We start from the raw sequence: 23,424 nt of genomic DNA, 5'->3' as shown, positions 1-23,424 counted from the left end.
GAGGTGATCGACACCGCGGGTATGGACGCGGAGTACTGGTTCACCAACCTGCGCCAGACGGTCCGTTTCGACCGTGCGCTGGAGACGCTGCTGCGCGACGGGCACCGGGTCTTCGTCGAGACCAGCCCCCACCCCGTCCTGCTCGGAGCGGTGACGCAGAACGCCGACCACCAGGGCGTGAGCGGCCTGGTCTCGGTCGGCACCCTGCGCCGTAATGAGGGTGAAGAGGCTCAGTTGCTGCGGAACGCGGCGGAGGTGTTCGTCGCCGGTGTCGATGTCGACTGGTCGGCGTGGACGCGGGGTGGGCGTCTGGTCGACCTGCCGACCTACGCCTTCCAGCACCGGCGTTTCTGGCAGACCCCGGCCACCGGCGCGCACGTCGGCTCCGTCGGACTCGACGCCGTACGGCACCCCTTGCTGGGTGCCGCCGTGAGCCTGGCCGGTGGTGACGACGTGGTGCTGACCGGGCGGATCTCCCGGACCACCCACCCGTGGCTGGCCGACCACGCCGTCTTCGGCACCGTCATCCTTCCCGGCACCGCCTTCGTCGAGCTGGCCCTGCGGGCCGGCGAGGAGGTCGGCTGCCCCGGCGTGCGCGACCTGACCCTGCACGCGCCGCTGTCCCTGCCCGAGCACGGTGAGGTCGACCTCCAGGTGCAGGTGGGCGCCGCCGGCGCCACGGGCCGGCCGGTGGACATCCACTCCCGGCGGCACGGCACCCAGGAGTGGACCCACCATGCGAGCGGCCGGCTCGTCGACCGGGCCGAGGCGGTGCCGGAGCACACGGGGGAGCTGTACGGGACGGCCTGGCCGCCCGCCGAGGCGCGTCCGCTCGACGCGGTCGCGCACTACGACACCCTGGCCGAGGCCGGGCTGGAGTACGGCCCGGCGTTCCAGGGCCTGTCCGACGTATGGCGGTCCGGTGACGGGGTGCTCGCGCGGGTCGGCCTGCCCGGGCGGCAGGCGGAGGACGCCCCGGCGTTCGCCCTGCACCCCGCCCTGCTGGACGCGGCGCTCCAGGCGGCCGCGGCGGACGGCGAGGTGCGCGCGGCCGGACCGACGCGGCTGCCGTTCTCCTTCGGTGCCGTCACCGTGTACCGCCGTGGCGCGAGCGGCCTGCGGGTCCGGGTCACGCCGACCGGGCCGGACACCTTCACCGTGGAGGCCGCCGATCCGACCGGTACACCGGTCGCCCGCGTCGACTCCCTGCTGGTCCGCCCGGTGACCGCCGAGGACCTCGCCACCCCGGACACCCATCTGCGCACACTGCTGTCGGTGGAGTGGGCCGAGGACGACCGGCCCGAGGCCGCCGAGCACGACACGGCGGCTCCGGAGCCCACGCTGCTGAAGGTCACCGGCACCGACGCCGGTGATCCGCCGGCCCGTACCCGTGGCGTGCTCCACGAGACGCTGCGCGCGGTGCAGGAGTGGCTGGCGCGGGACCTGCCCGCCGGGGCGCGGCTGGTGGTCGTGACCCGCCGGGCCGTGCTCACGGGTGCGGAGAGGGACGGCACGCCGGTCGACCTCGCCCACGCCTCCGTGTGGGGGCTGCTGCGGTCGGCCCGCGCGGAGAACCCGGGACGCGTCGTCCTGGTCGACGCCGACACCGACGACCTCGACGACGAGGTGCTGGCGGACGCCGTCCGGTCCGGGCGTCCTGAGCTGGCGATCCGCGCCGGACGCACCTACGTTCCCGCGCTGCGCCGCCAGGCGTCGGAACCGGCAGGCGACCCCCTCGACGCGCTGGGCACGGGCACCGTGCTGATCACCGGCGGGACGAGCGGTCTCGGCGCCCAGGTGGCCCGGCACGCCGCCCGGCGCGGCGCCCGCCATCTGCTGCTGCTGTCCCGGCGCGGCCCGGACGCCGAGGGAGCCTCGGCCCTGCGCCAGGAAGTCGCCGCCGCCGGGGCCCGGGTGACCGTCCTGGCCTGCGACGTGGCCGACCGCGCGCAGCTGGAGCGGGCACTGCGGGCGGTGCCGGAGGAGCACCCGCTGACCGCCGTCATCCACTCGGCCGGCGTCCTCCACGACGGTGTGATCGAGTCGGTCGACGCCGACGGACTGGACGCGGTGCTGCGGCCCAAGGCCGACGCGGCCTGGCATCTGCACGAGCTGACGGCCGGCGCGGATCTGTCCGCTTTCGTGGTCTTCTCCTCCGTCGCGGGCGTCCTCGGCGGGGCCGGGCAGGGCACTTATGCCGCCGCCAACGCGTTCCTCGACGCCCTGATGCAGCACCGGCGGAGCACCGGACGGGCCGGCCTGTCGATGGCCTGGGGTCTGTGGGCCGAGGCCACCGGGATGACCGGGCACCTCGCTGAGGCGGACCTGGAGCGGATCAACCGCGGCGGCATCACGGCGCTCGGCACCGACGAGGGGCTCGCCCTGCTGGACGCCGCGCTGACCCGGCACACGACCGACGGGGAGGGCGGCCACGCCGTCCTGGTGGCCGCCGCCCTCAACCCGCCCGTCCTGCGCACCACCGAACCGGCTCTGCTGCCCCCGCTGCTGGCCGGTTTGTTCCCGCCCCGCCGCCGGGTCGCCGCACGCGGTTCCGTGACACGCCCCGGAGCCGGGATGCCGGCGGTGCCGGACTCCCGGGAGGCGGTCGTGGAGCGGCTGCGCCACCGGTTCGCCCGCACGATGGGCTTCGGCAGCGACGAACTCGACACCGCCGCACCCCTGGTGGGACAGGGCCTGGACTCCGTGATGGCGATGCAGATCCGCAGCCTCGTCGAGGCGGACTTCGGCCACACCCTGCCGATCGCGGCGATGTTCAACGGCGCCACGATCGAGACCATCGCCGACACCCTCCTCGCCGCGACGGCCGGCACCGCCGGCACCGGTGCGGGCCCGGCGGCGGAGGCGGCGGACACCGCCGTCGTCGCGGACGTCGAGCACTACCCCGCCACCCGGGACGTCGTACGCCTGCTGCGCGCAGAGCAGCACGGCACGCCGAGCGTCACCCACCACATCGGGCTCGCGGTACGGCTAGCGCACCCCACTACCCCCGACCGCCTCACCGAGGCGCTCGCCCGGCTCGCCGGCCGGCACGCCGCGCTGCGCACCGCGATCGTCGCGGACGCCGACGGCGGGCAGCGGCTGGAGGTCCGCCGCGACCCGGCCGGGGACCTGCTGAGCTGGTCGGAGGTGGCCGACGGCACCGACGTGGACGAACGGCTGTGCGCCCTGATGGAGCCGCCCTTCGACGTGGCCCGTTCGCCGCTGTGGCGGTTCGAGCTGCTGGCCCACCCGTCGGGCGACCAGGTGCTTGTCTTCGGCGCGCACCACGCCGTCTCGGACCTGGCCTCGCTGATGCTGGTCGCCCACGAACTCGGCGCCGAACTCGGCGGCCAGGCGTCGCCGGCGGTCGTCACCAACCGCGACATCGACCTGCTGCTGCGCGCCCAGGCGCGCGGCCCCGCCGGACCGGCCGGTTCCGGGACCGACGGCCCGTCGGCCGTGAGCGACTGGCGCGCGGACTTCGCCGGGGCCCGGCGGCTCGACCTGGAACTGGCCCGTCCGCGTCCCGCCGAGCGGTCCTTCCGGTCGGCCATGCACCTCGCGGACCTGCCGCCCGAGCTCGCGCGGCGAGTGGTGGAACGGGCCACCCAGCTGGGCGTCACCCCCGCCGCGTTCTGGCTCGGCACGCTGACGGTGCACCTCTCCCGTCTGCGTGGACGCGAGCGGTTCGTGCTGGCGGTGCCGGTGGACACCCGTATGCACGTGGGCGCGCTCGACGCCGTCGGGTACTTCGGCCTGCCCATCCCGTTCGCCGCCGAGGTCACGGCCGGCGACACCGGCGCAGAGGTGCTGCTGCGCACGGACCGCAGGCTGAGCCGGGTGCTGGAGCGGGGCGTCAGCTTCTTCGACGCCATGCCGGCCCTGGTCGAGGAGGGGCTGTACCGCAAGGACGCGCCCCTGGTCGAGGTGTACTTCAACTACATGCCGCCGCAGGCCGGCGCGGCGGAGGGACTGAGCATCGTGCCGGCGGGCACCGGCTGGTCCGACCTGGACCTGATGGTCACGGTGATGCCGGGCCTGGGGAAGGTCGGGCTCGAGTACAACGCCGACGTCCTGGACGAGGAGAGCTGCGCGGCCCTCGCGAGCGGCCTGCTCGCCCTCGCGGCCGACCTCGCCGAGGACCCGGAGGCCACGGTGGCCGCGAGGGCGGAGGGTGCCGACGGCACGGTGGCTGACGGCGCCACGGTGGCTGAAGGTGCCACGGTGGCCGAGAACGCGGCGGTGGCCGAGGACGCGGCGGTGGCCGAGGACGCGGCGGTGGCCCCGGCGCCCTCCGCCGCCGACCGGGCCGAACCGGCCGGCCGGATCGCCGTCGCCGCCACCTTCGCCCTCGGCAACCTCCCCGCCCTGCTCGAGGTCGCCGTGGAGGACGCCGACATCGACGGCGGCCCCTTCGAGGTCGTCGAGGCCCCCTACCACCAGGTCCTGGCGAGCCTGCACGACCCGGGCAGCGTCCTCGCCCGGCCGGGGACTGCGGCCGCCCTCGTCCTGCTCCGCCCCGGCGACCTCACCCGCTTCGCCCCCGCCGACGACGACCTGCTCACCCAGCTCGCCGAGGAGTACCCGGCCACGCTGCGCGCCCTCGCCGAACGCACCCGCACCCCGCTCGTGGTGGCCTTCCTCCCCGAACGGTCGCGGGACGAGCAACTGCGCGCCTGGGAGCGGCAGGTGACGGAACAACTCATGGACCAGCCCGGCATCGCCGTGCTGTCCGCCGAGTCCTGGTCCGCCGAGTACCCGGCCGACGGGCTCGACGACATCTTCGACCCGCACACCGACGACATGGCCCACCTGCCCTTCCAGGAGGAGTTCCAGGCGGTCGTCGCGCTGCGCCTGGCCGACGTGGTGTGGAAGATCCGCCGCAAGGCGCCGAAGGTCATCGTCGTCGACGGCGACGAGACGCTGTGGAGCGGCATCGCCGGTGAGGCCGGCCCGGAGAACGTCGACCTGACCGGCCCTCGGGCGCTGCTCGCCCGGCGGCTGGTGCAGTGGCGGTCCGCCGGTGTGCTGCTCGCCCTGGTCTCCAACAACGACGAGGAGACCGTGCACCGCGTCCTCGACCGGCCGGACAGCCTGCTGCATCGCGAGCACTTCGCGGCGATCTCCGCCGCCTGGGAGCCGAAGTGGACCCGGATCATGCGGATCGCCGAGGACCTGAGCCTGGGCCTGGACAGCTTCCTGTTCCTCGACGACAACCCGGTGGAGATCGCCGGGGTGCGCGCCCAGCTGCCCGAGGTGCTGTGCCTGACCTGCCCGCCCGCGGGTGAACTCGCCGATTTCGTCACCGGGTTGTGGCCGATGGTGCCGCGCGCGGCGACCACCGAGGACGCCGCCCGGGCCGACTTCTACCAGCAGGAACAGGTACGGGACGCGGCCCGGGCGCGGATGGGCTTCGAGGAGTTCCTGGAGAATCTCCGGCTCGAACTCGACATCGAGCCGGTGTCCGCCGCGACGGCCGAACGCACCGTCCAGCTGAGCCGGCGCACCAACCAGTTCAATCTGCGGCCCCGCCCACTGGACGACGGCGCGTTGCGGCAACTCCAGCAGGACGGCGAGGTGTGGACCGCGACCGCGCGCGACCGGTTCGGCGCCTACGGGCAGATCGGCGTGCTCGCCGTCCGCCGGGACGGGGACGCGCTGGAGGTCGTCGCCTGGATGATGAGCTGCCGGGTGCTGGGCCGGGGGGTGGAGGACCGGCTGCTGGCCTGGCTCGCCGACCGGGCGGACGCCCTCGGGTGCACGACGGTGCGCCTCGTCGCCGAGAACACGCCACGCAACATTCCGGCGCGGCGTCTGGTCTCCCGCCTGGGCGGCGGCGAGGTCGACGCGCCGCGGCTGGAGACGGACGTGGCACCGGCGCAACTCCGGGAGTTCCGTTCCTGGGACCTCGGATCGGAAACCGCAGCGGAGGTCAGCAATGCCTGAGGCGGGCAGCGGCACCAGCCGCAACCGCAGTGTCAACCGCCGGCCCGACGAGGAGGTGATCGAGCGGCGCGCGGCAGGGCGTAACCAGGCGGCCGACCTGCTGGCCCGCTTCCGCAAGGCGGCGGCCGGGCCCGCCGCCCCCGCCGGGGGGCAGGCGCCGGGCGGGACGCGGCCCCGCGGCGCCGACCAGCTCGCCACCGCCATCGCCGGCCTGGCCGCCCGCTTCCTGCCGGGCGGTGCGGCCGATGTCGACACGGACCTGTTTGACGCCGGTCTGTCCTCCGTCGACGCGGTCGAGCTCGTCGCGCTCATGGCGCGGGAGCTGGACGTGAGGATGAGCCTGGACGACGTCTTCGCCGACGCCCGGCCCCGGCGCCTGGCGCGGCGCGGAACGGAGGCCGGTGACGCCGCCGAGACCGGCGGCGTGACCGCCCCCGCGCCGGCGGTGCTGCCCGAGGCCCTCCCGGCCGCCGCTCCGGCGGGGGCCTCGGCGGCGGGGGACGAGGACCTGGAGATGATCCTCTCCGACCTCGCGCTCGCCGACCGGCTGCCGTTCAGCCGGCAGGCCGAACGGACCGAGCCGCGCACCATCCTGCTCACCGGGGCCACCGGGTTCCTCGGCAGCCATCTGCTGCTGGATCTGCTGCGCCGGGGTGACGCCGAGGTGGTGTGCCTGGTGCGTGCCGACGACGACGAGGCCGCCGAGCGGCGCCTGGGCGAGGCCCTGGCGAGCTTCGAGCAGCCGTGGTCCTTCGAGGTGCGGCGCCGGGTCACGGTGCTCGCGGCGGACCTGCGCCGGCCACGGCTGGGGCTGTCCGAGGAGCGCTGGGAGAAGCTGGCCCACGAGGTCGACTCGATCGTCAACGTGGCCGCCGCCGTGGACTTCCTGCGCGGCTACCCCTCGCTGCGGCAGACCAACGTCGTCGGCCCGCTGCACCTGGCCGAGCTGGCCATGGCCGGCAGGCCCAAGCCCGTGCACCACATCTCGTCCGTCGCGGTCTTCAACGAGGTCGGCATCGCCACCATGGGCGAGGACGACCCCGTCGCGCACGTCGACCAGCTGTTCGCCGGCTACGACAAGTCGAAGTGGGCGGCGGAGGCGGTCCTGCGGCGGGCCCGCGAGCACGGACTGACCGTCACCTTCCTGCGCCCGGGCGCGATCGGCGGCCACACCCGTACCGGGGTGTACAACCCGCGCGACCTGAGCACCGGTCTGATAGGGGCGATCTCCCGCTTCCGCACCGTACCGGCGTTCCGGTTCATGAACCTGGCGCCGGTGGACTGGATCAGCAAGGTCGCGGCGGCGATCGTCTTCGACCCGAAGGCATGGGGCCGCAACTACAACCTCACCGGCCGTGCCGAGACCCTGACGGAGCTGGTCAAGGACATGAAGCTGGCCGGGATGAACGTCCGGGCCACCGGCTGGCAGGAGTGGCGCGACGACCTGCTGCGTCGGCAGGAGACCGACCCGGTGCCCGAACTGGACTTCCTGGTGCGGATCCTGAGCAGCCCGACGGCCGTCAAGCTGTTCGAGGCGCTCATGTTCGGGCCCGCGGCTGGCATGGACCGCACCGAGGAGTTCCTGGCCCGGCACCGCCTGCCGCTGCCCGAACGCTACGGCGGCGAGGCCCAGTTGAAGGCGTTCGAGCGGATGGCGCGGGACGGGGTGGCCCGGCTGCCCAGCCGCGAGGACCCGCCGTACCTGTCGTTCCGGGAACGGATGAAGGGCCACGTCGGCCCGGTCGGCGCGGAGCCCGACACGGTGTGCCGGATGGCGTTCACCCTGTCCATCGCGAGCATGTACCAGGTCGTACGCCATCGCAGGGTCCACGTCCGCGGCGAGGTCCTGTGCGAGCGGCTGCACCCGCGGCCGCTGACCGTGCTGGACGGCGAGATCTGGGTCCGCCCCGACGAGGGCATTCCGCACCGGCACGGCAGCGACCACCCGCTGCTGCGCTACCGCCTGGTCCTTCAGGACCGGGACGGCGGCCGCTGGTGGCTGGAGGGCTGGAAGACGGCCCGTGCCCGGCACGACTTCTGGAAGCAGACCCGCACCCTGGACATCACCGTCGGCCGCGAGGGCGAACCGGCGAGCTTCGCCGGTGTGGTCCAGGTGCCCGGCAAGAGCTATGTGCCCGACCAGATCGACGGCATCCGCGTCGACCCCCGCCTGTCGTCGCAGGAGCAGCGGCTGGCCAAGCTGACCTGGCTGTCGTGGTTCTTCGTCCAGGTCGGCATGGGGCTGGTCGAGCCGTCGATGCGCGCCGCGGCCGAGCTGCTGGACCTGCGCCGGGACGCCATCGACCGGGACAAGGACAAGCTGCGGCGCAAGTTCAGGAAGCTGATGATCGAAAGGGAGCAGATCCGATGACGCCGAGGCCTCTCCATCATGCGCTGGCCGCCAGGGTCGAGGACATTCCGTTCACCGCTTCCGACGGCACCCGGCTCGCACTGACCCGGGTGGCGGCCGACGACGGCGCCGACCGGCCTGCGGTGCTGATCCTGCACGGCCTGACCGCGTCCTCGGACATGTTCGTGCTGCCCGAGACCCGCAACCTGGTCGACGTCCTGCTGGACGCGGGCTACGAGCCCTGGCTCCTCGACTGGCGCGGCAGCTGCCGGCTGCCGTACAACGAGGGCCGCACCCGCTACACCTTCGACGACGTCGCCCTGTACGACATCCCCGAGGCCGTCTCCCTGATCCGGCAGCGCACCGACGGCCGCCCGCTGCTGGTCGTCGCGCACTGCATCGGCGCGCTGTGCCTCTCGCTCAGCATGACGGCCGGACTGGTGCCCGGGCTGGCCGGGGTCGTCGCGCAGGGTGTGTTCCTCACCCCGAAGATGTCCTGGAAGACCCGGGCACGCCTGCACTTCGGCGGGGAGCTGCTGCGCTCCCGCTTCGTCAACATCCCCACCGACATCAAGAAGGTGGGGCTGTGGTCGAAGTACTCCCTGATCTTCGCGGAGGTGTCGCTGGGCGCCGAGTGCAAGGACCCCAACTGCCAGATCCTGCACAACGACTCCTGGGGCGTGGGCGGTTCGCTGTTCGTGCACGACAACCTCGACACCCGCACCCATGACCGCCTCGCCGACCTGTACGGCACCGTGCCGATGTGGATCCTGCCGCACCTGCGCTCCATCGAACTGGCGCACAGCGTCATGCGGTACGACGACACCGACGGCCGTTACGCGGTGCTGCCGAAGAACGCACTGGACGCGGCGGACCGTATCGAGGCGCCCCTGATGCTGCTGTCCGGGGACGACAACCGCTTCTGGTACGACTCCAACAAGCTCTGCCACGAGATCCTCACCAGCCGGCACCCGCAGCTGGACGTGCGCTATGTGGAGGTGCCCGGCTACGGCCACCTCGACGCGTTCATCGGCCGCAGCGCGGCCCTCGACGTGTTCGGGCACATCGTGGACTTCCTCGACGAGTGCCGGCCGGCCACCGAGCGACCCGCGCCCGTCGCACCGGTCGGGGAAGTGCGATGACGGCGGGCGACACCCGCCCGGGTGGCACGCCGCCGCCCGGGCTCGGCCTGGTGCTGCCCGTCATCGTCGTCGCCGTCTTCACGGTCCCGCTGTCGGTGTCGGGGACCGCCGTGTCCCTGGGCGACATCGCCGACGACCTGGGGCCGTCGTCGCTGGGGGAGCAGTGGGCCCTCAACGGGTTCACGCTGACCTTCGCCTGCTCGACGCTGGTGTGGGGCTCGCTCGCGGACATCATGGGCCGGTGGCGGTCCCTCATGGCCGGACTGGTGACCTTCGGCGCCGGCTCGGTCGTCAGCCTGGTCGCGGGGAACTACCCGGTGCTGGACTCGGCCCGGCTGCTGGCCGGTGCGGGTGCGGGCGCGGTGTTCTCGGTGGGCACGGCGATGCTGTCGTCGGTCCACACCGGCGAGCACCGCACCCGCGCCTTCGCCCTGCTGGGCTCGGTGGCCGGTCTGTCCCTCGCCTTCGGTCCCATCCTGTGCGGCCTGCTCACCGAGGCGGGCGGCTGGCGCCTCGTGTACGGCTTCCAGCTGTGCTGTCTGGCCGTCGCCTGCGCCGGCATGCCCCTGATCCGCCGGGCCACCGCGCACGAGCGGCGGCGCGCGGTCCGTATCGACACCGCGGGCGGACTGCTGTTCTGCGGGGCGACGACCCTGCTGCTCGGTGGCATGGCGCTCGGCTCGCAGACCGGCTGGACATCGCTACCGTTCCTGCTGTGCACTGCCTCCGGCCTCGGCTGCTACGGGCTCTTCGCCCGCACCGAGGCGAGGGCGCCGAGCCCCCTTCTGAGCCCGCGGACCCTGCGCGACCGGCGCTTCATCAGCATGGCGCTGGTCGTGGCGGTCTCGTCGTTCACCTTCACCAACGCGGTCGCCTACCTTCCCGTGTTCTTCCAGGGCGCGCACGGCTCCTCACCGGGTGCCAGCGGTGCGTTCCTGATGTTCCTGACCGTGCCCGTCCTCGTCGCCCCGCTGATCGCCGGCCGGCTGGTGGCCGGCGGGACGTCCGCCGACAGGATCCTCGTCTGGAGCATGGCTCTGATGGTCGCGGGCCTAGTGGTGACGGGCGTGCTCGCCCTGCAGGGCCTGGCTTGGATGGCGGTTCCCATGGCGGTCGTCGGGGTCGGGTTCGGTCTTCAGGCCGGCCTGGTCGATGGTGAGGCGCTGGCGCGGCTCCCGGAGAACGAGGCGGGCATGGGGGCCGGCTGGATCAACACCGTCCGGCTCGGCAGCGAGGCCGTCGGCGTGTCCCTGTTCGGTTCGCTGTTCGCGAGTTTCGTCGGCGACACCACGCACGGCTCCCCTCGGGGCTTCGCCGCGATCACCATCGGTTCCACGGCCCTCGCGGCACTGGTCGGCGCGGCGTCGATTGCCCTCATGCGCCGGGACCGGCTCGCCCCGAAGCCCGCGCACGAGACGACGCCACCACCGACGCGGGACACCGGCATCCTCTAGGCCGAGCGTCTCTACGCGCCGCTGCCGCCGAGCTTGACGGGCATGCGGCCGGCCGAAGTGTGCGGCCTCCTCTGGGTGGACATCGGCATGGAGGGGCGCACACTGACCATCCACGGAGGGGCGCACACTGACCATCGCAACGCCCGCACGCTCGCCCGCGACCATGCCCACCTGCTGGGCAGGCCAGAGCCGTGCGCGTCAACCACACCTACGGCCGCGGCGGCGCCCTGGCCTACCTCGCCGCCTACGACGGACTGCCCGCTCGGCGTCCCGCCGTACGCAGCGGGCGCCGCTGCGCGAAAAGGCATTCCGTCTACAGCCGACGGCCAAAAGGAATGGCAAGGAGATCCCACTCCCTGCCACTCTCAACTTATAGCGCACCGGGGGGCTTGCGGCAAGATCCGGGTTGTACCGCAGAATCAGCGGCCGAAATCCAGAGTCTGCGGAAAAGGGAGTCGCGAAGTGCGTGTGTTGTTGACGACGTGGGGTTCGCGCGGAGATGTCGAACCGCTGGCGGGACTGGCGGTGGGGTTGCGCGAACTCGGCGCGCAGGTGCGGGTGTGCGCGCCGCCGGACGAGGAGTTCGCGGCCCTGCTGGCGCGTGTCGGCGTGCCGCTGGTGCCGCTCGGACCGACGGTGCGCTCGGTGGTCGCCGGAACGAGGCCACCGACGGCGGAAGACGCATTCCGGCTCGCTCCCGAGCTGGTCGCAGCGCGGTTCGACACGCTCACAGCAGCGGCGGAGGGATGTGACGCGCTGCTCGCGACCGGCCTGATGCCGGCCGGCGCAAGGGACGTGGCCGAGAAACTGGGCATCCGCTATGTGTACGCGTGCTTCCACATCTTCGGTCTTCCGTCGCGGCACTTCCGTCCTGGGGCCCGGCCAGGCAGGCAGTCTCCGCAGGACGAATCCGACAACCGGGTGCTGTGGGAGCAGGACGCCCAGAGGGTGAACGCGTTGTACGGCGAGGCGCTCAACAGCCATCGGGCCGCGATCGGCCTGCCGCCGGTGGACAACGTCCGCGACTACGTCTTCACCGGCCGGCCGTGGCTGGCGGCAGACGCGACGCTGTGCCCGTCGCAGGGCATGACGGACCTCGACATCGTGCAGACCGGAGCGTGGGTCCTGCCCGACGAACGTCCGCTCCCAGAAGGACTGGAGGCATTCCTCGACGCCGGCGAACCGCCGGTGTACGTCGGCTTCGGCAGCATGGCCGCGCACGCCCCGAAGGACATCGCCCGGGTGGCCATTGAAGCCGGCCGCGCGCACGGCCGCCGCGTACTCCTCGCCCGCGGATGGGCCGACCTGGCCCCGATCGACGACGTCGATGACTGCTTCGTCGTCGGAGAGGTCAACCAGCAGGCACTGTTCCGCCGGGTGGCCGCCGTCGTGCACCACGGCGGCGCGGGCACCACGACCACGGCGGCCCGGGCCGGGGCGCCTCAACTGGTGGTCCCCCGGATCGCGGACCAGCCGTACTGGGCCGACCGAGTGGCCAAGCTGGGCATCGGCTCGGCTCACCTCGGTCCCACGCCGACCTTCGAATCCCTTTCCGCCGCGCTCACAACGGCCCTGACGCCCGAGACCCACGCACGAGCGAGGGCCGTGGCCGGCACAATCCGCACCGACGGGGCGACGGTGGCCGCGAAACTGCTACTCGACGCGGTCGACCAGGAAAGGCCGCCCGTGTCCGAGTGAGACGCGCGGAATCGTCGAGCCAGGGCAGGGCAACGGCGAGCCCGACCCGAGCTTGCAGCCCTCTGGAACCTGGCGGGAGCGCGTGAAGCGCCGGAGGCGGTGGCCGGCTCCGAAGGAGGGCTGTGCCGGGGGAGAGGCGGCCCGGCCGGTGTTCCCCCAGGGATGGCTCCAGCGCAAGGGCACACCAGCCGGTACGGCTACCTCTTCATCTGCGAGAGACAGAGGGTCAGCATCGTTACCTGACGCCGTGTCTCCGTGTACTTGTCCTGACCGGGCTCGCACTCTCCCTTGATGTCGCCGGTGCACTCGACGCGGTAGGCGGCCGTGCTGTCCGAGCAGCCCACCACCTCGAGTTCCTCGCTGCCGCTGCCCTTCTCCCGGCGAAGGTCGACCACCGTGCGCAGCTTGCCGCTGGACGCCGTGCGCTCGAACGCGTCCCTCGGCGCGGTCTCCACAGTGAACGAGAGCAGCTGCTCCGCCTCGGCCGACGTCAGCTCGGCCACCTCCGCTGTGAAGGCCTCCCGAGCGGCGGCGGCGTCGGACACGTACTGCTCGTCGAGACGGACCGTGAGCCGCTCGCGACCGGAGCCGGGGGAGACCAGCAACTGAAGCTCACCCCGGTAACCCAGCCTGTCCTGCGCCACCTTCGACAAGCGCCGGTAGTTGAAGAAGTAGGTGCCGACGCGCACCACATCGCCGTAGCGGCCGAGCAGTTCCAGGCGCGGTACGTGGCTGCCGCAGGGGCACGCGCCCTCCACCGCGCGTCCCAGGTCACCGATCTCGTAGCGCTCCAGCCGCTGCCCGGCACGCGCTCGCGAGGTGAACACCAGTCGGCCGGGCTCGCCCGGCACCACGGGACGGTCCTCGTGCGGGTCGAGGATCTCCAGCGTGTGCAGGTCGGTCAGCACATGATGAACCGCCCCCTGGGATGCGGCGCACTGATAGCCCAGCGGGCCCAGATCGGTGCTGCCGTACGCGGCCGAACGGATCACCTCGACGCCGAACTCCTCCGTCAGCACCCGGTGCTGCTCAGCCGTGAAGTGCTCGCCGCCGTAGAAGACCGTGCGAATGCCGCCGTAGGCACGCAGCCGGTCCGCCTCCGCGTGGAAGAGCTGCCACAGATAGGAGGGCATGCCGAACACGGTGTCCGCCTGGTGGGTGATCAGCGCTTCGGCGACCATGGCGTGGTCGGGCCCGGCGGCCATGGGTATCTGTGTGGCGTTCAGGCGTTCCAGGATGGAGAAGAAGCTGATGAAGCTGCCGTACATCCCTCCGCAGTAGAACAGGTTGGCCGCCCGGTCCCGGCCGGGATCGAACCCGGCGGCGAGCAGTCCGTCGGCGGCGGTGCGCATCTGGTTGTCGTAGTCGTCGCAGGTGAACACCGACAGGGCGGGAGCGCCCGTCGAGCCGCCACTGCGGAAGTACAGGTGCGCGTACTCGGGGGCGAGCGACGCGAGCGCCCGCTGGACGCCCTCCTTGCCCAGCAGCGGCCCGTCCGGCGGCGGCAGCACTACCGGTGGGGCCACGAGGTCCTCCAGGCAGGGCACCGTGCGGAACGACGCATCGGACGCGCGTACGCTCACCCGCCGGCTGTAACGCTGCAACGCGTAGACACCGTCGTGCGGTTCGCCCTGGTAACCCTCCAGCATGGAGCCGACCGGAGTGACACGGGTGACGCCCGCGGCGAACAGTGCCCGCGACAGCTCGGCCACGTCCGCCGGCCCGCCGCCGATCGCCGCGGTCTGCAGATAGCGGCGCATCGGCCGCAGTGTCGCGACGACCGCGTGCCGGGACAGCGGCTTCACCCAGACGCTGCGATGCAGGGGCGAGGCGCCGAGGGCCGGACGGGTGTCGGCCAGCACCCTCCAGGAGCCGTCGCCGGCGGTGATCACCCGGGTCAGGCCGAGGTGCTGTTCGAGCCGGGCGAGCTGTTCCACGGTCGTGATCTCGGCCTGCTCGGCCGCGTCGGGCAGCGGGGGCCGCCGTGTGTCGGAGATCTTCGCCAGCCGCTCGGCGAACCGTCCGGCGAACGCGAAAACCTCCTCCTCGTCCCCGGTGTCGAGATAGACCACCTGCGGACTGGAGCACGCCTGCTGCTCGAAGCGGCAGACGTCCTCGGCGAGCGCGTCGAGCGTGTCGACGTCGGCCGCGGCATCGCGGGTCAGATAGGCGAAGGAGATCCGGTGCCCCCACTCGACGAGCCGGCAGCCGGGCGGTGCCAGGTCGCTCACCGACCGCACGGCGTCCTCGCCGCCCCACACGGCGATCGCGTCGGCCTGCCCGCACAGCGCCTCGACCCACTCACGGCGCGAGGACGGGAAGTGCAGGGCCACCACCCGTTCGGTGATCAGACCGGTCGGATCGGCGGTGCCGAGCGCGGCGAGCAGCTCGATGGCCAGCGGGCTGTCGGCGCTGCTGGTCTTGAGCACGTTGAGGTTCCCCGCCAGCAGGCCCTCGACGACGCTCAGCGGCGCCACGGTGGCCGCATTGCCGGGGGCTATGTGCACCAGCAGCCCGACCGGGGCCCAGGCCTCGTACACCGTCTCACGGGCGTCCGGCCGCGTCAGCCGCTCCGGGCGCAGGCCGCCCAGCTCCCGTCGGAGCTTGCGCTCCAGGGCCTGCCGGGTGAGTGCCGCGGCCAGCTCGGCGAGGACCGGTCCGGCCTCATCCGCATGCAGGTGGCGCGCCAGCCGGACGTGCAAGGGAGAGCCGGAATCGGCCAGCTCGGCGCTCACCGCGGCGCAGGCGCCGATCACCACCTCCGTGGGCAGCGGACGCGCCAGGACGCGTCCGGTCAGCTCCGGCAGCGCGGCGAGCCTTCGTCCGGCCTCGGTGTCGTCGATGAACTTCCCCTGCCAGAGGTGAGGTGCGGAAGTGGTCACGACATTCCCTTCAGGAGTTCGGCGGCGGCGACCGCGCAGCTACGGTTACGGCTCACTCCGGCCCTGCCGTGCACGGTGAACCAGTCGCTGGACAGCGGGCAGCCGCATTCCTCACCGGGGTGCAGGGAGGCCAGATCGCCCATCACGACGCTGTGCGCCGGCACGGAGGTGATGTACGGGCTGACCAGGTGCAGGAAGCCCCGCTCCCCGTACGGCAGCGGACGCAGCGTCGCCGTGTCGCGGACCGCGGCGCGTGACCACACCGGCACGTGCAGACGGTGGTGTGCGCACTCGACGTATGGCACGCAGTGCTCGACGGAGCCGAACGTGTCGCGAATGCGGTCCCCGGGGATGCCGAGGAGTTCGGTGACCTCGGCGTAGAACTCCTCCTTGCCGATCTGCCGGTCCGCATGGCCCTTCCAGCCGCCGCCCAGCACCACCAACGACCCCTCGGGCAGCCGCAGGGGCGGCAGACCCATGGCGCTCATCCGCTCGAGGGTGAAGTGCAGGAAGGCCGGGAAGCCCAGGATGCGCACGGGAGCGTCGTCCTCGGCGTAGCGCTGGAGCGCCGCGATACAGCCGTGCACGTCGAACTCGTGACCGGTGCCGGTGTGGCGAAGCGCGTGCGCGATCTGCCGGGCCGGGGCGAAGTCGCACAGGTAGCTGTCGGTGAAGGAGGTGCCCAGCTTCAGTGACGGCGCGGGTTCGTAGCTGTACAGCAGATAGTTGACCGGCTGGTCGGGGGTGATCCAGCCGTAGTGATCGAAGATCCGGGCCACCATGCGCTGCGCCGAGCGGATGGTCCACTCGTCGAAGAACATCTGCGACTTCTGGCCGGTGGTGCCCGAGGAGGTCAGATGCAGGAAGACCTCGTCGCGGGGGATCGACAGCACCTCATGGCGCTTGAAGAAGGCGGCGGGCACCAGCGGGCTGCGCACCCGCTCGCCGACCGTCCGTGCGGGGAGCTCCGGTGGGTCCTGGAGCAGGGCGGCGAAGAACGGGGAGCGTTGCGCGTGCCAGGTGTTGGCCTCGGCCATGGCGGAGGTGAACAACTCGTCGGCCTCCGGACCGGTGGCGTACGGCGGCGCGAGGTCGCACAACCGCTGTACGTGGCTCAGTTCCGCCGGGTCGGGGACCTCGACGCGAGCGAGATGGGGGTTCATCGGGACACCTCGTGAAGGGGCAGGTAGGTGGAGGTCCAGGCGCTCAGATAGGCGCTGAGGTACGGCTGGAGCAGCGCGCTGACGGCCGTCGTCCTGAAGTCGATCTGACGGCTGGTCCGGGACAGCACCACGTAGTCGTGGAAGCGGCCGCCGATGCGGCGCATCGCCGGGTACACCGCGCTCGGCACGAACCCCGAGCAAAGGAAGACCTCCAGGGCCTCCGTGTCGGCCAGCGGCAGCAGTGTCTCGGCATAGTCCGCGCCCGCCCGGGTGACCGCCGTCATCAGCGCCTCCAGCGCGCCGGTCACGGCCACCGGATGCGGATGCACCGCGACCAGGGCGCAGTTGCCCGCCACCGGGTCCAGGTCGGCGTACGCCTCGAAGCCGCCGTCGGCTGCGACCAGCACCGCGTTCGGCGTGTGCAGGGGGAAGAAGCGGTCTCCCGCGTCGGGGAAGTGCTCCAGGAAGCGACGGCGAACGAAGGCCGGAGCCGCGATCAGCTCGATCGGCCCGGCACCCGTGACGGCGCGTGTCGCGGGACGGGTGGGGACCCGTCCGGTCCCCGCGTAGTCGATGCCGATGCCGGAGGAGGCCGCGGACAGCAGCGCCGCGAGAGGTTCCGGTACGCGCTCGACCTGGGCACGGCGCTCCAGCACGCCGTCGGCGTAGCGGGCGAACAGGGCCAGACTCTCGCATCCCTCGACCTCGACCGCGTTGGGCATCAGCCCGAGCGGCCTGAAACCGTTGCGGACCACGACGTGCTGCGGGCCCTCGGTGACGACACGGACCGTCGCATATACCGAGTCGAGCCGGCCGGTGCCGAACGCCTCGCCGCAGACCGCCCCCGTCAGCCGGGAGGCCAGTCCTCCGCCGCGGTGACCGGAGTGGACGGCGAGGCCGACGAGCTTGCCGATACGGCTGCCTGCGTCGGTCTGCACGACGGCGGAGCCGACCACATCGCCCAGGTCCGTGCGGGCGGTGAGCCAGTGCGCGGTGCCGTCGATGATCAGCCGGCGCATGACAGCCGGGTCGCTGCCGAGTGGCACCGGGTAGCCGTGCCCGTACACGTCGAAGTACAACTGCCGGAGGTCGGCGATGTCGTGGACCGTGGCGGGCGTGAGGACGACGGTCACGGCGCATCTCCCGACAACACTGCCGGCCGCACGAGCTGGGTGGGCTCCTTCGGTTCGGCGTCGTCCGCGCGGCCGCCCAGCCACCACAGGCCCACCGTGACCGGGAGCAGACCGGCACCCTGCACCAGACACAGCGTGCGGGCCGTCAGATGGTCGCCGAGGGCGCCGAAGACGAGAGAGGAGACGGGAAAGGTGGCGCCGAGCAGCGCTTGCATCACCGCGAAGAAGCCCGCCTTGTCCTCGGTGGGCACCCGCCGCTGGAACAACGCCACGAACCGGACGCCGATCACGCCGACGCACCAGCCGACGACGGCCAGCGAGCCGACCGCCACCATGTGCCCTGTCAACAGGCCCGGCAGGGCGAGCGCGGCAGCGATGGCGGCCAGGCACGCGCTGCCCACGGTGATCGGACGACCCGGAAGGCGCCCACCGGTGAACGACCCGACGAGCGTTCCGGCGCCCAGTGCGGCCTCCAGCAGAGCGACGGTCGAGCCGGTGGAGTGCAGGACGCCCCGGGTGTACAGGGGCATGACGACGTAGACGGCGGTGGTGAAGACATTGGCTGCGGCGAAGCAGACCAGGACGCGGCGGACGAACGGCAGACCGGCCAGAATCCGGCGCAGCGTCCGCGGTTGGGGTGTGCTTTCGCTCCCCGGTCCCTGCACTACCAGCGTGGCGTGCGGGAATCGGGCTGAGACGATCAGCAGAGCCGCCAGCAGATAGGCACCGGCGCATCCGGCCACCACGCCCGCCAGCCCGCCTGTGTCGACCACCAGGGGGCCGAGCAGCCCTCCGGCGAGCCCGGCCAGCGACTGGGTGGACAGTTCGAATCCGGTGGCCGCCTCGATATCGGCGTCGTCGACCAGCTCGGGCACCGAGGTCGTCAGGCAGGGGTCGAAGACAGCCTGGCAGGTCGCCAGCGCCAGCCCGCCCGCGTAGGCCGCGGCCATGGGCAGCGCGACCGTGTACGCCCACACAGCCGTGGCCGCGGCGACGAGGCCCGCGGCGGCCGTGGCCGCGGCCAGCACCGTGCGGTGGGCGCGGCGCTCGATGATGCGCGCCACGACAGGGGCGAGTACGACCGCAGGCAGGGTGCTAACCGTCAGGAACAGGCCCGATTCCAGTCCCCGGTGGTCGCCGCCCGCAAAGCCGACGAGCCACCAGACCGCACCGACCTGGAACATCCTGCCCGCCGCCTGGCTGAGGACCTGCCCCACCCAGACCCTGCCGAAGGACGGATTGCGCAGCACCACGGGCAGACGCCGTGCGTGCGAAACGGGTGCGCTCATGAGTGCGGCCGTTCGTCGACCACACGAATCAGCTTGCCGGTACGGTTGTTGACCGCCAGGTCGCGGAGCCGTACCCACTCGACCGCCAGGGGGTTGACGTGCCCCGCGGTAGTGGCGTTCGCGTAGAGGGGACGCTGCTCCAGAACCGCCTTGGTGATGGACTCGCCCAAGGCGGCGTGGCGGCCGGCCGGTTCGCCCGTCGCCAGACGCAGTGCCAGGCCGTCACGGCCGTCCTGACGGCGCACCACGAGTTGCAGACCGCTGACCTCGCCGGTCGCGTCCGTCGCCGTGACGATGTCGTGCACGTCCTGCGTGTACAACGAGACGGGGCCGACGCGAACACCCTCCTCGGCCCGGCCCAGGATACGGAACACCCCCGCGTCCCGGTCCACCCATGCGGCACGGTCGCCGGCCGGATAGCGCAGCACGGGCATCAGCCGTCTGCGGAGGTCGGTCACGACCAGCCGTCCCGGGGCGCCTTCGGCCTCGACCGGCAGGTCGGCCTCGTCGAGGATCTCGACCAGCGTGTACGGGGTGAAGGCGCGGTGGACTCTGGGATCACTGCCCGGCACGGCCTCGCCGAGCAGTCCGGCGTCCACACTCGCGTAGCCCAGCGACCGCGCGTCGGCGTGAGGGAACGCGGCTTCGAGAAGAGGAAGTTGGTCGGCGAACAGGCACTCACCGCCGAAGAAGAGGAGTTCCACGTCCGGCAGCGTGCGACCGGCCGCGGTGAGGCGCTCGGCGAGAGAGCACAGCGTGGTCGGCGTGCCGGCGACGACCTGCGCCCCGAACTCCTCCAAGGTGGCCGCGGTGGATTCCCAGGGCGCCGCGCCACCGAGGGGAAGCCGTACATTGGCCACCGGAGAGCGGTGCAGCGAATCGAGAAGGAAGTTGAAACTGGCGTAGAGGTCACCGGCATAGAACAGGTCGGCCACCCGGTGGCCCGGACGCAGCCCTGCGGTGACGAGCCCGGCACCGAACGCGGCGGTGAATTCCCGCCATTCCGTGCGGGTGTAGTAGGAGAACTTCGGGGAGCCTGTCGTACCGCCGCTGCGGAAGACGACCGCTTCGTCCAGCGGCGCGGTCAGCAGCCTGTTGTGCCGGGGCGAGTTGGCTCGCCAGAAGTCCGCCTGCGGCACCACCGGAAGTTCCGTGAGGTGCGTCACTCGGTCGGGAAGCCGAGCGTAAAGCTCCTGGTAGAAGGGCGAGTTGTGGCGCGCGAAGCGTATCAGCTCCGCGAGAGGTTGAACGGGCATCAATTCCTGCTCGATGGCGGTGCTCGGCGAACCCGTCGACAACCGCAAAGTCCGACGCGGTTCGGCGGAAGCGGATGTGCGGAAGTGGTTTCACTCCGAAACGATGGAGAACCTGTCACTGATGGTGTGGTTCAGCGGAGCGCCCAGGGGAATTCAAGGCGCTGCACACTATGAGGGTATCTCACCATTCGAAACGCGCTTGCGTCAACTCGCCCAGCTGCTAGTGGCCTTGGACTCGTGCGCACGGAGACGGGGATCGGTGGTGGCCGGTTCCATCCGCGATCGAGACGGTCGTCACAGAAGGCGGCTGGTTCATAAGGAAAAGTTGAGCGTTCCCAAAATAGAGTTTATGGAACCTGCGGTAAGCGCTTCGGCTTTCTCGGTTGGCCGAATCCGAGGGCTCCGGCGCGCCGTGGCGACCTGGTCCGTAAGGGACTGCCCGTGGAACCGCTCGGAGGTGCAGGCCCGGTCTTGATCGTCGCGTTGCCGTACGGCCAGAAGCATGCCGACGTCGACCATCTCGTGCCTCCCGTGCGCGCGCCGGTGCACCGGCGCCGGGAGCCGAAGTACTGAACGCCTTGACCACTCCGATGCCCGGATCACCACGGTCCCGCGCCTGCATGGGTGGGCCCGGAGGGGGGTGCGACCGGCCCGGCCATCGTCTGACGAGCCCGGCGCCGGATCGGCGACCGCCGGGGCTCGCGCAGGTACGGTTGGCGCGGCTGCCACGGCGGACCCCATGGAAGTCATCGTTCCGGAGGCGGAGGAGCCGTGGCAGACGTGTCCTGGCCGCCGTCCTCGCCCTCTCGGCCGCGGGGTTGAGCCGGATCCTCGACCGGCTCGTCGTCCCCGGCAGGGGCGCACAGGTTGGCAGTGTGGGGCCGACCGTGCGGCCAGAGGAGGCGTGTACCCGGCCACGACCGGCCTCTGTCCGGCGGCGGCCCACGCGCGGTGTGCCCGGGCGAGATGGCGGTGGCCAGCAATCGATCGGGGGCCCATTCGTCGATCGGGGCCCATTCGTCGGCACGGCCGACTTGGCAGTCGCCGCAGAAGCCCTCGGCGAGGTCGACCAAAGCTGGTCTACCGTTCTGGTCTCCATTTCCGGCCGCCCGGCAGCGGGCTTACCGCCGACGGGGCGCCGTGTTTCTCATACTGCCGACGGAGCCGAAATTCAGCCATCACCTCCGGAGACAGGCCCGTGATCCGCCGACTCCGAGTGATCGCGGCGAACTCGGTTTCTCACCACAATGGCCCAACGCCCTCCGCACGCGACGATCACCTCTCCAGCACAAAGCCGCTGGAGAACCGGTCCGGCGTCGTCACCGAAACTCCCCGGCCGCTTCCGCCGATTCCGGCCCCGGAGATCCCTCGGCTTGCGACTCGGTGACACCGACTTCAGGCCATCGCCACGCGCTGATCGTTTCCACAGGTGCAGTGGCGAGATGAGAATACGGCTCATTCCATTGTGCCTGAACCGGTTTGTCAGTAGCTTGCGGGGCCCACTGGTACCTGAAAGGGGGTCACGCTATGCGCAGGAGAAGCCTTTTCCTGGTATTCCTGTCGGCCGTTGTATGGCTTGCCGCACTGCCGGCCATCGCGTCGGCAGAACATCCCCGCTTACCCGCCCTACCCATACCCGGCGATCCCCGTGCCGCACACCTCGAGCCGTTCACCGGTCACGCCGTTGCAGCAAACTCGGTGGAGGCGCCGGCCGTGCCCCGGCATCCCTTCATGGCTCCCAACGGCAGAAGCAATCTGCACGACGACGCGTATCAGACGGACACCTACACCCGATCAGGCCCCGCTGGACACGAGCCGACCGTCCGAACCCGCCTGCAGGGCGGGCTGTGCGGCTCGGTCACGTTCGATTCGAGGGGCCGGTTGGTCACCGTCTGCATGGCCCCGGGGCGCGCCCCACGACTGATGCTGCTGGACCCCGACAACCTCGGCGCGATCGCGGGCCTGACACTCCCGGGAACCGCCGGCACAAGCAATACGGACGTGACGGGCGGCGGTTACTTCTACCTGGACGACAAGGACCGCGTGGTCGTGCCGACCAAGGCCGGTGGCGTCCAGGTCATAGCGATTCAGGGCAACGCCTTCGTGGCCCAGCGCAGTTACGACCTGAAACCGGTCATCGGCGACGCGGGTATCGTCTCCGCCCTCCCCGACTGGTCGGGGCTGCTGTGGTTCGTGACCAGGAGCGGTGTCGTCGGTACCGTCAACCTGACCAACGGCGTAATACGGTCCCAGGCACTGCGCGGCGAGCAGATCGCCAACAGCATTGCGGTCGACGAGTCGGGCGGAGTGTTTGTCGTCAGTGACCATGCGCTGTACCGGTTCGACGCGGGACCGGGTGGAACGCCCCACGCAACCTGGCGCGCGGTGTACGACCGGGGCACCCGGCAAAAGCCTGGCCAGCTCAGTCAAGGCAGCGGCACCACCCCCACTCTCATCGGCTCTGCATCCGGGCCGGGTGGTGGCTATGTGGCGATCACGGACAACGCCGACCCGAGGATGCACGTGCTGGTGATGGCCCGCGGAAAGGCCGGACCGATGAGAGTGTGCGCCGAGCCGGTCTTCCCGGCGTGGAAAGGAGCCGACGAGAACAGTCTGATAGCCGTGAACGGCGACCTGATAGCCGAGAACAACTACGGGTACGTCGTCGGCAGCGACGCGCTGCTCGAGGGGTTTCTCGGTCACAGGGCGCCCGACACGGCCCCAGGCGTAGTCCGGGTGCACGTCGACTATGCGCGCAGGAGCTGCACGACCGCCTGGTCCAACACCACCGAGCGCGTCCCCAGCGTGGTCAGCAAGGCGGCACTGGGCAACGGGCTGCTGTACACCTACACCCATCCGTCCGCCGCGGAACTGGCCTTCAGGCCCGGAGAGCACTCCATCGGGGTCCCGGACGCCTGGTACCTCACGGCGTTGGACGTGCGGACGGGCAAGCGGGCATGGAGCATGCTGGCAGGCGCCGGACCACTGTTCAACAACCACTACGCCCCCGTGTCGATCGGGGCCGACGGTGCGGCCTACGTGGGCTGTGTCGGTGGACTGATCCGCATCGCCGACTCCTGAAACGCACCAGTCGTACGCCGTCGCCGGGCG

General features: G+C 71.7%; 11 protein-coding genes. 6 read left to right on the top strand and 5 right to left on the bottom strand.

The window, feature by feature from the left end:
• Positions 1 to 21: 21 nt before the first annotated feature.
• From ABZ876_RS28375 to ABZ876_RS28355, 5 genes are all read left to right on the top strand, one after another.
• The gene (locus ABZ876_RS28375; RefSeq protein WP_361787066.1) at positions 22 to 5,946 is read left to right on the top strand and encodes an HAD-IIIC family phosphatase; all 5,925 of its coding nucleotides are present in this window, start codon (positions 22 to 24) and stop codon (positions 5,944 to 5,946) included.
• Positions 5,939 to 8,317, top strand: a complete 2,379-nt coding sequence (locus ABZ876_RS28370; protein WP_361787063.1) for a thioester reductase domain-containing protein — start codon at positions 5,939 to 5,941, stop codon at positions 8,315 to 8,317. Before ABZ876_RS28375 ends, ABZ876_RS28370 begins: the two co-directional genes overlap by 8 nt.
• The gene (locus tag ABZ876_RS28365) at positions 8,314 to 9,438 is read left to right on the top strand and encodes an alpha/beta fold hydrolase (RefSeq protein WP_361787061.1); all 1,125 of its coding nucleotides are present in this window, start codon (positions 8,314 to 8,316) and stop codon (positions 9,436 to 9,438) included. The genes ABZ876_RS28370 and ABZ876_RS28365 overlap by 4 nt, the downstream gene beginning before the upstream one ends.
• Entirely contained in the window at positions 9,435 to 10,892 is a 1,458-nt protein-coding gene (locus tag ABZ876_RS28360) for an MFS transporter (protein WP_361787058.1), read from the top strand. Before ABZ876_RS28365 ends, ABZ876_RS28360 begins: the two co-directional genes overlap by 4 nt.
• A 462-nt stretch (positions 10,893 to 11,354) precedes the next feature.
• On the top strand, positions 11,355 to 12,590 hold the full coding sequence (locus ABZ876_RS28355; protein ID WP_361787055.1) for a glycosyltransferase: 1,236 nt from the start codon (positions 11,355 to 11,357) through the stop codon (positions 12,588 to 12,590).
• A 197-nt stretch (positions 12,591 to 12,787) separates the two neighbouring features.
• Here the strand turns inward: ABZ876_RS28355 and ABZ876_RS28350 are convergent, their stop codons facing one another.
• From ABZ876_RS28350 to ABZ876_RS28330, 5 genes are read right to left on the bottom strand one after another with little or no spacing between them, the layout of a single operon-like run.
• The gene (locus ABZ876_RS28350; RefSeq protein WP_361787052.1) at positions 12,788 to 15,472 is read right to left on the bottom strand and encodes an acyl-CoA reductase; all 2,685 of its coding nucleotides are present in this window, start codon (positions 15,470 to 15,472) and stop codon (positions 12,788 to 12,790) included.
• Positions 15,469 to 16,635 (bottom strand): acyl-protein synthase, encoded by a 1,167-nt coding sequence (locus tag ABZ876_RS28345; protein ID WP_361787049.1) that lies wholly within the window; start codon positions 16,633 to 16,635, stop codon positions 15,469 to 15,471. The genes ABZ876_RS28350 and ABZ876_RS28345 overlap by 4 nt, the downstream gene beginning before the upstream one ends.
• On the bottom strand, positions 16,632 to 17,768 hold the full coding sequence (locus ABZ876_RS28340; RefSeq protein ID WP_361787046.1) for a GNAT family N-acetyltransferase: 1,137 nt from the start codon (positions 17,766 to 17,768) through the stop codon (positions 16,632 to 16,634). Before ABZ876_RS28340 ends, ABZ876_RS28345 begins: the two co-directional genes overlap by 4 nt.
• Positions 17,765 to 19,057, bottom strand: a complete 1,293-nt coding sequence (locus tag ABZ876_RS28335) for an MFS transporter (RefSeq protein WP_361787043.1) — start codon at positions 19,055 to 19,057, stop codon at positions 17,765 to 17,767. Before ABZ876_RS28335 ends, ABZ876_RS28340 begins: the two co-directional genes overlap by 4 nt.
• Positions 19,054 to 20,313 carry a phenylacetate--CoA ligase family protein gene (locus ABZ876_RS28330; protein ID WP_361787040.1) on the bottom strand — a complete coding sequence of 420 codons (1,260 nt, stop codon included), beginning with the start codon at positions 20,311 to 20,313 and terminating at the stop codon, positions 19,054 to 19,056. Before ABZ876_RS28330 ends, ABZ876_RS28335 begins: the two co-directional genes overlap by 4 nt.
• 1,713 nt (positions 20,314 to 22,026) lie before the next feature.
• On the opposite strand from ABZ876_RS28330, the gene ABZ876_RS28325 reads away from it, so the two are divergent.
• Positions 22,027 to 23,394, top strand: a complete 1,368-nt coding sequence (locus ABZ876_RS28325) for a hypothetical protein (protein WP_361787037.1) — start codon at positions 22,027 to 22,029, stop codon at positions 23,392 to 23,394.
• The last annotated feature ends 30 nt before the right edge of the window (positions 23,395 to 23,424 follow it).

The organism is Streptomyces sp. NPDC046931, assembly GCF_040644655.1.
In the GTDB taxonomy this organism is placed as follows: domain Bacteria; phylum Actinomycetota; class Actinomycetes; order Streptomycetales; family Streptomycetaceae; genus Streptomyces.
The sequence above is the reverse complement of the archived record's forward strand: the minus strand, read 5'-3'. Positions and strand labels throughout refer to the sequence as shown.

What these genes read in the sequence shown, in the direction of transcription:
- ABZ876_RS28375 (WP_361787066.1), top strand. Translation starts at nt 22, where the DNA reads ATGGACGCGGAGTACTGGTTCACCAACCTGCGCCAGACGGTCCGTTTC.
- ABZ876_RS28370 (WP_361787063.1), top strand. Translation starts at nt 5,939, where the DNA reads ATGCCTGAGGCGGGCAGCGGCACCAGCCGCAACCGCAGTGTCAACCGC.
- ABZ876_RS28365 (WP_361787061.1), top strand. Translation starts at nt 8,314, where the DNA reads ATGACGCCGAGGCCTCTCCATCATGCGCTGGCCGCCAGGGTCGAGGAC.
- ABZ876_RS28360 (WP_361787058.1), top strand. Translation starts at nt 9,435, where the DNA reads ATGACGGCGGGCGACACCCGCCCGGGTGGCACGCCGCCGCCCGGGCTC.
- ABZ876_RS28345 (WP_361787049.1), bottom strand. Translation starts at nt 16,635, where the DNA reads ATGAACCCCCATCTCGCTCGCGTCGAGGTCCCCGACCCGGCGGAACTG.
- ABZ876_RS28335 (WP_361787043.1), bottom strand. Translation starts at nt 19,057, where the DNA reads ATGAGCGCACCCGTTTCGCACGCACGGCGTCTGCCCGTGGTGCTGCGC.
- ABZ876_RS28330 (WP_361787040.1), bottom strand. Translation starts at nt 20,313, where the DNA reads ATGCCCGTTCAACCTCTCGCGGAGCTGATACGCTTCGCGCGCCACAAC.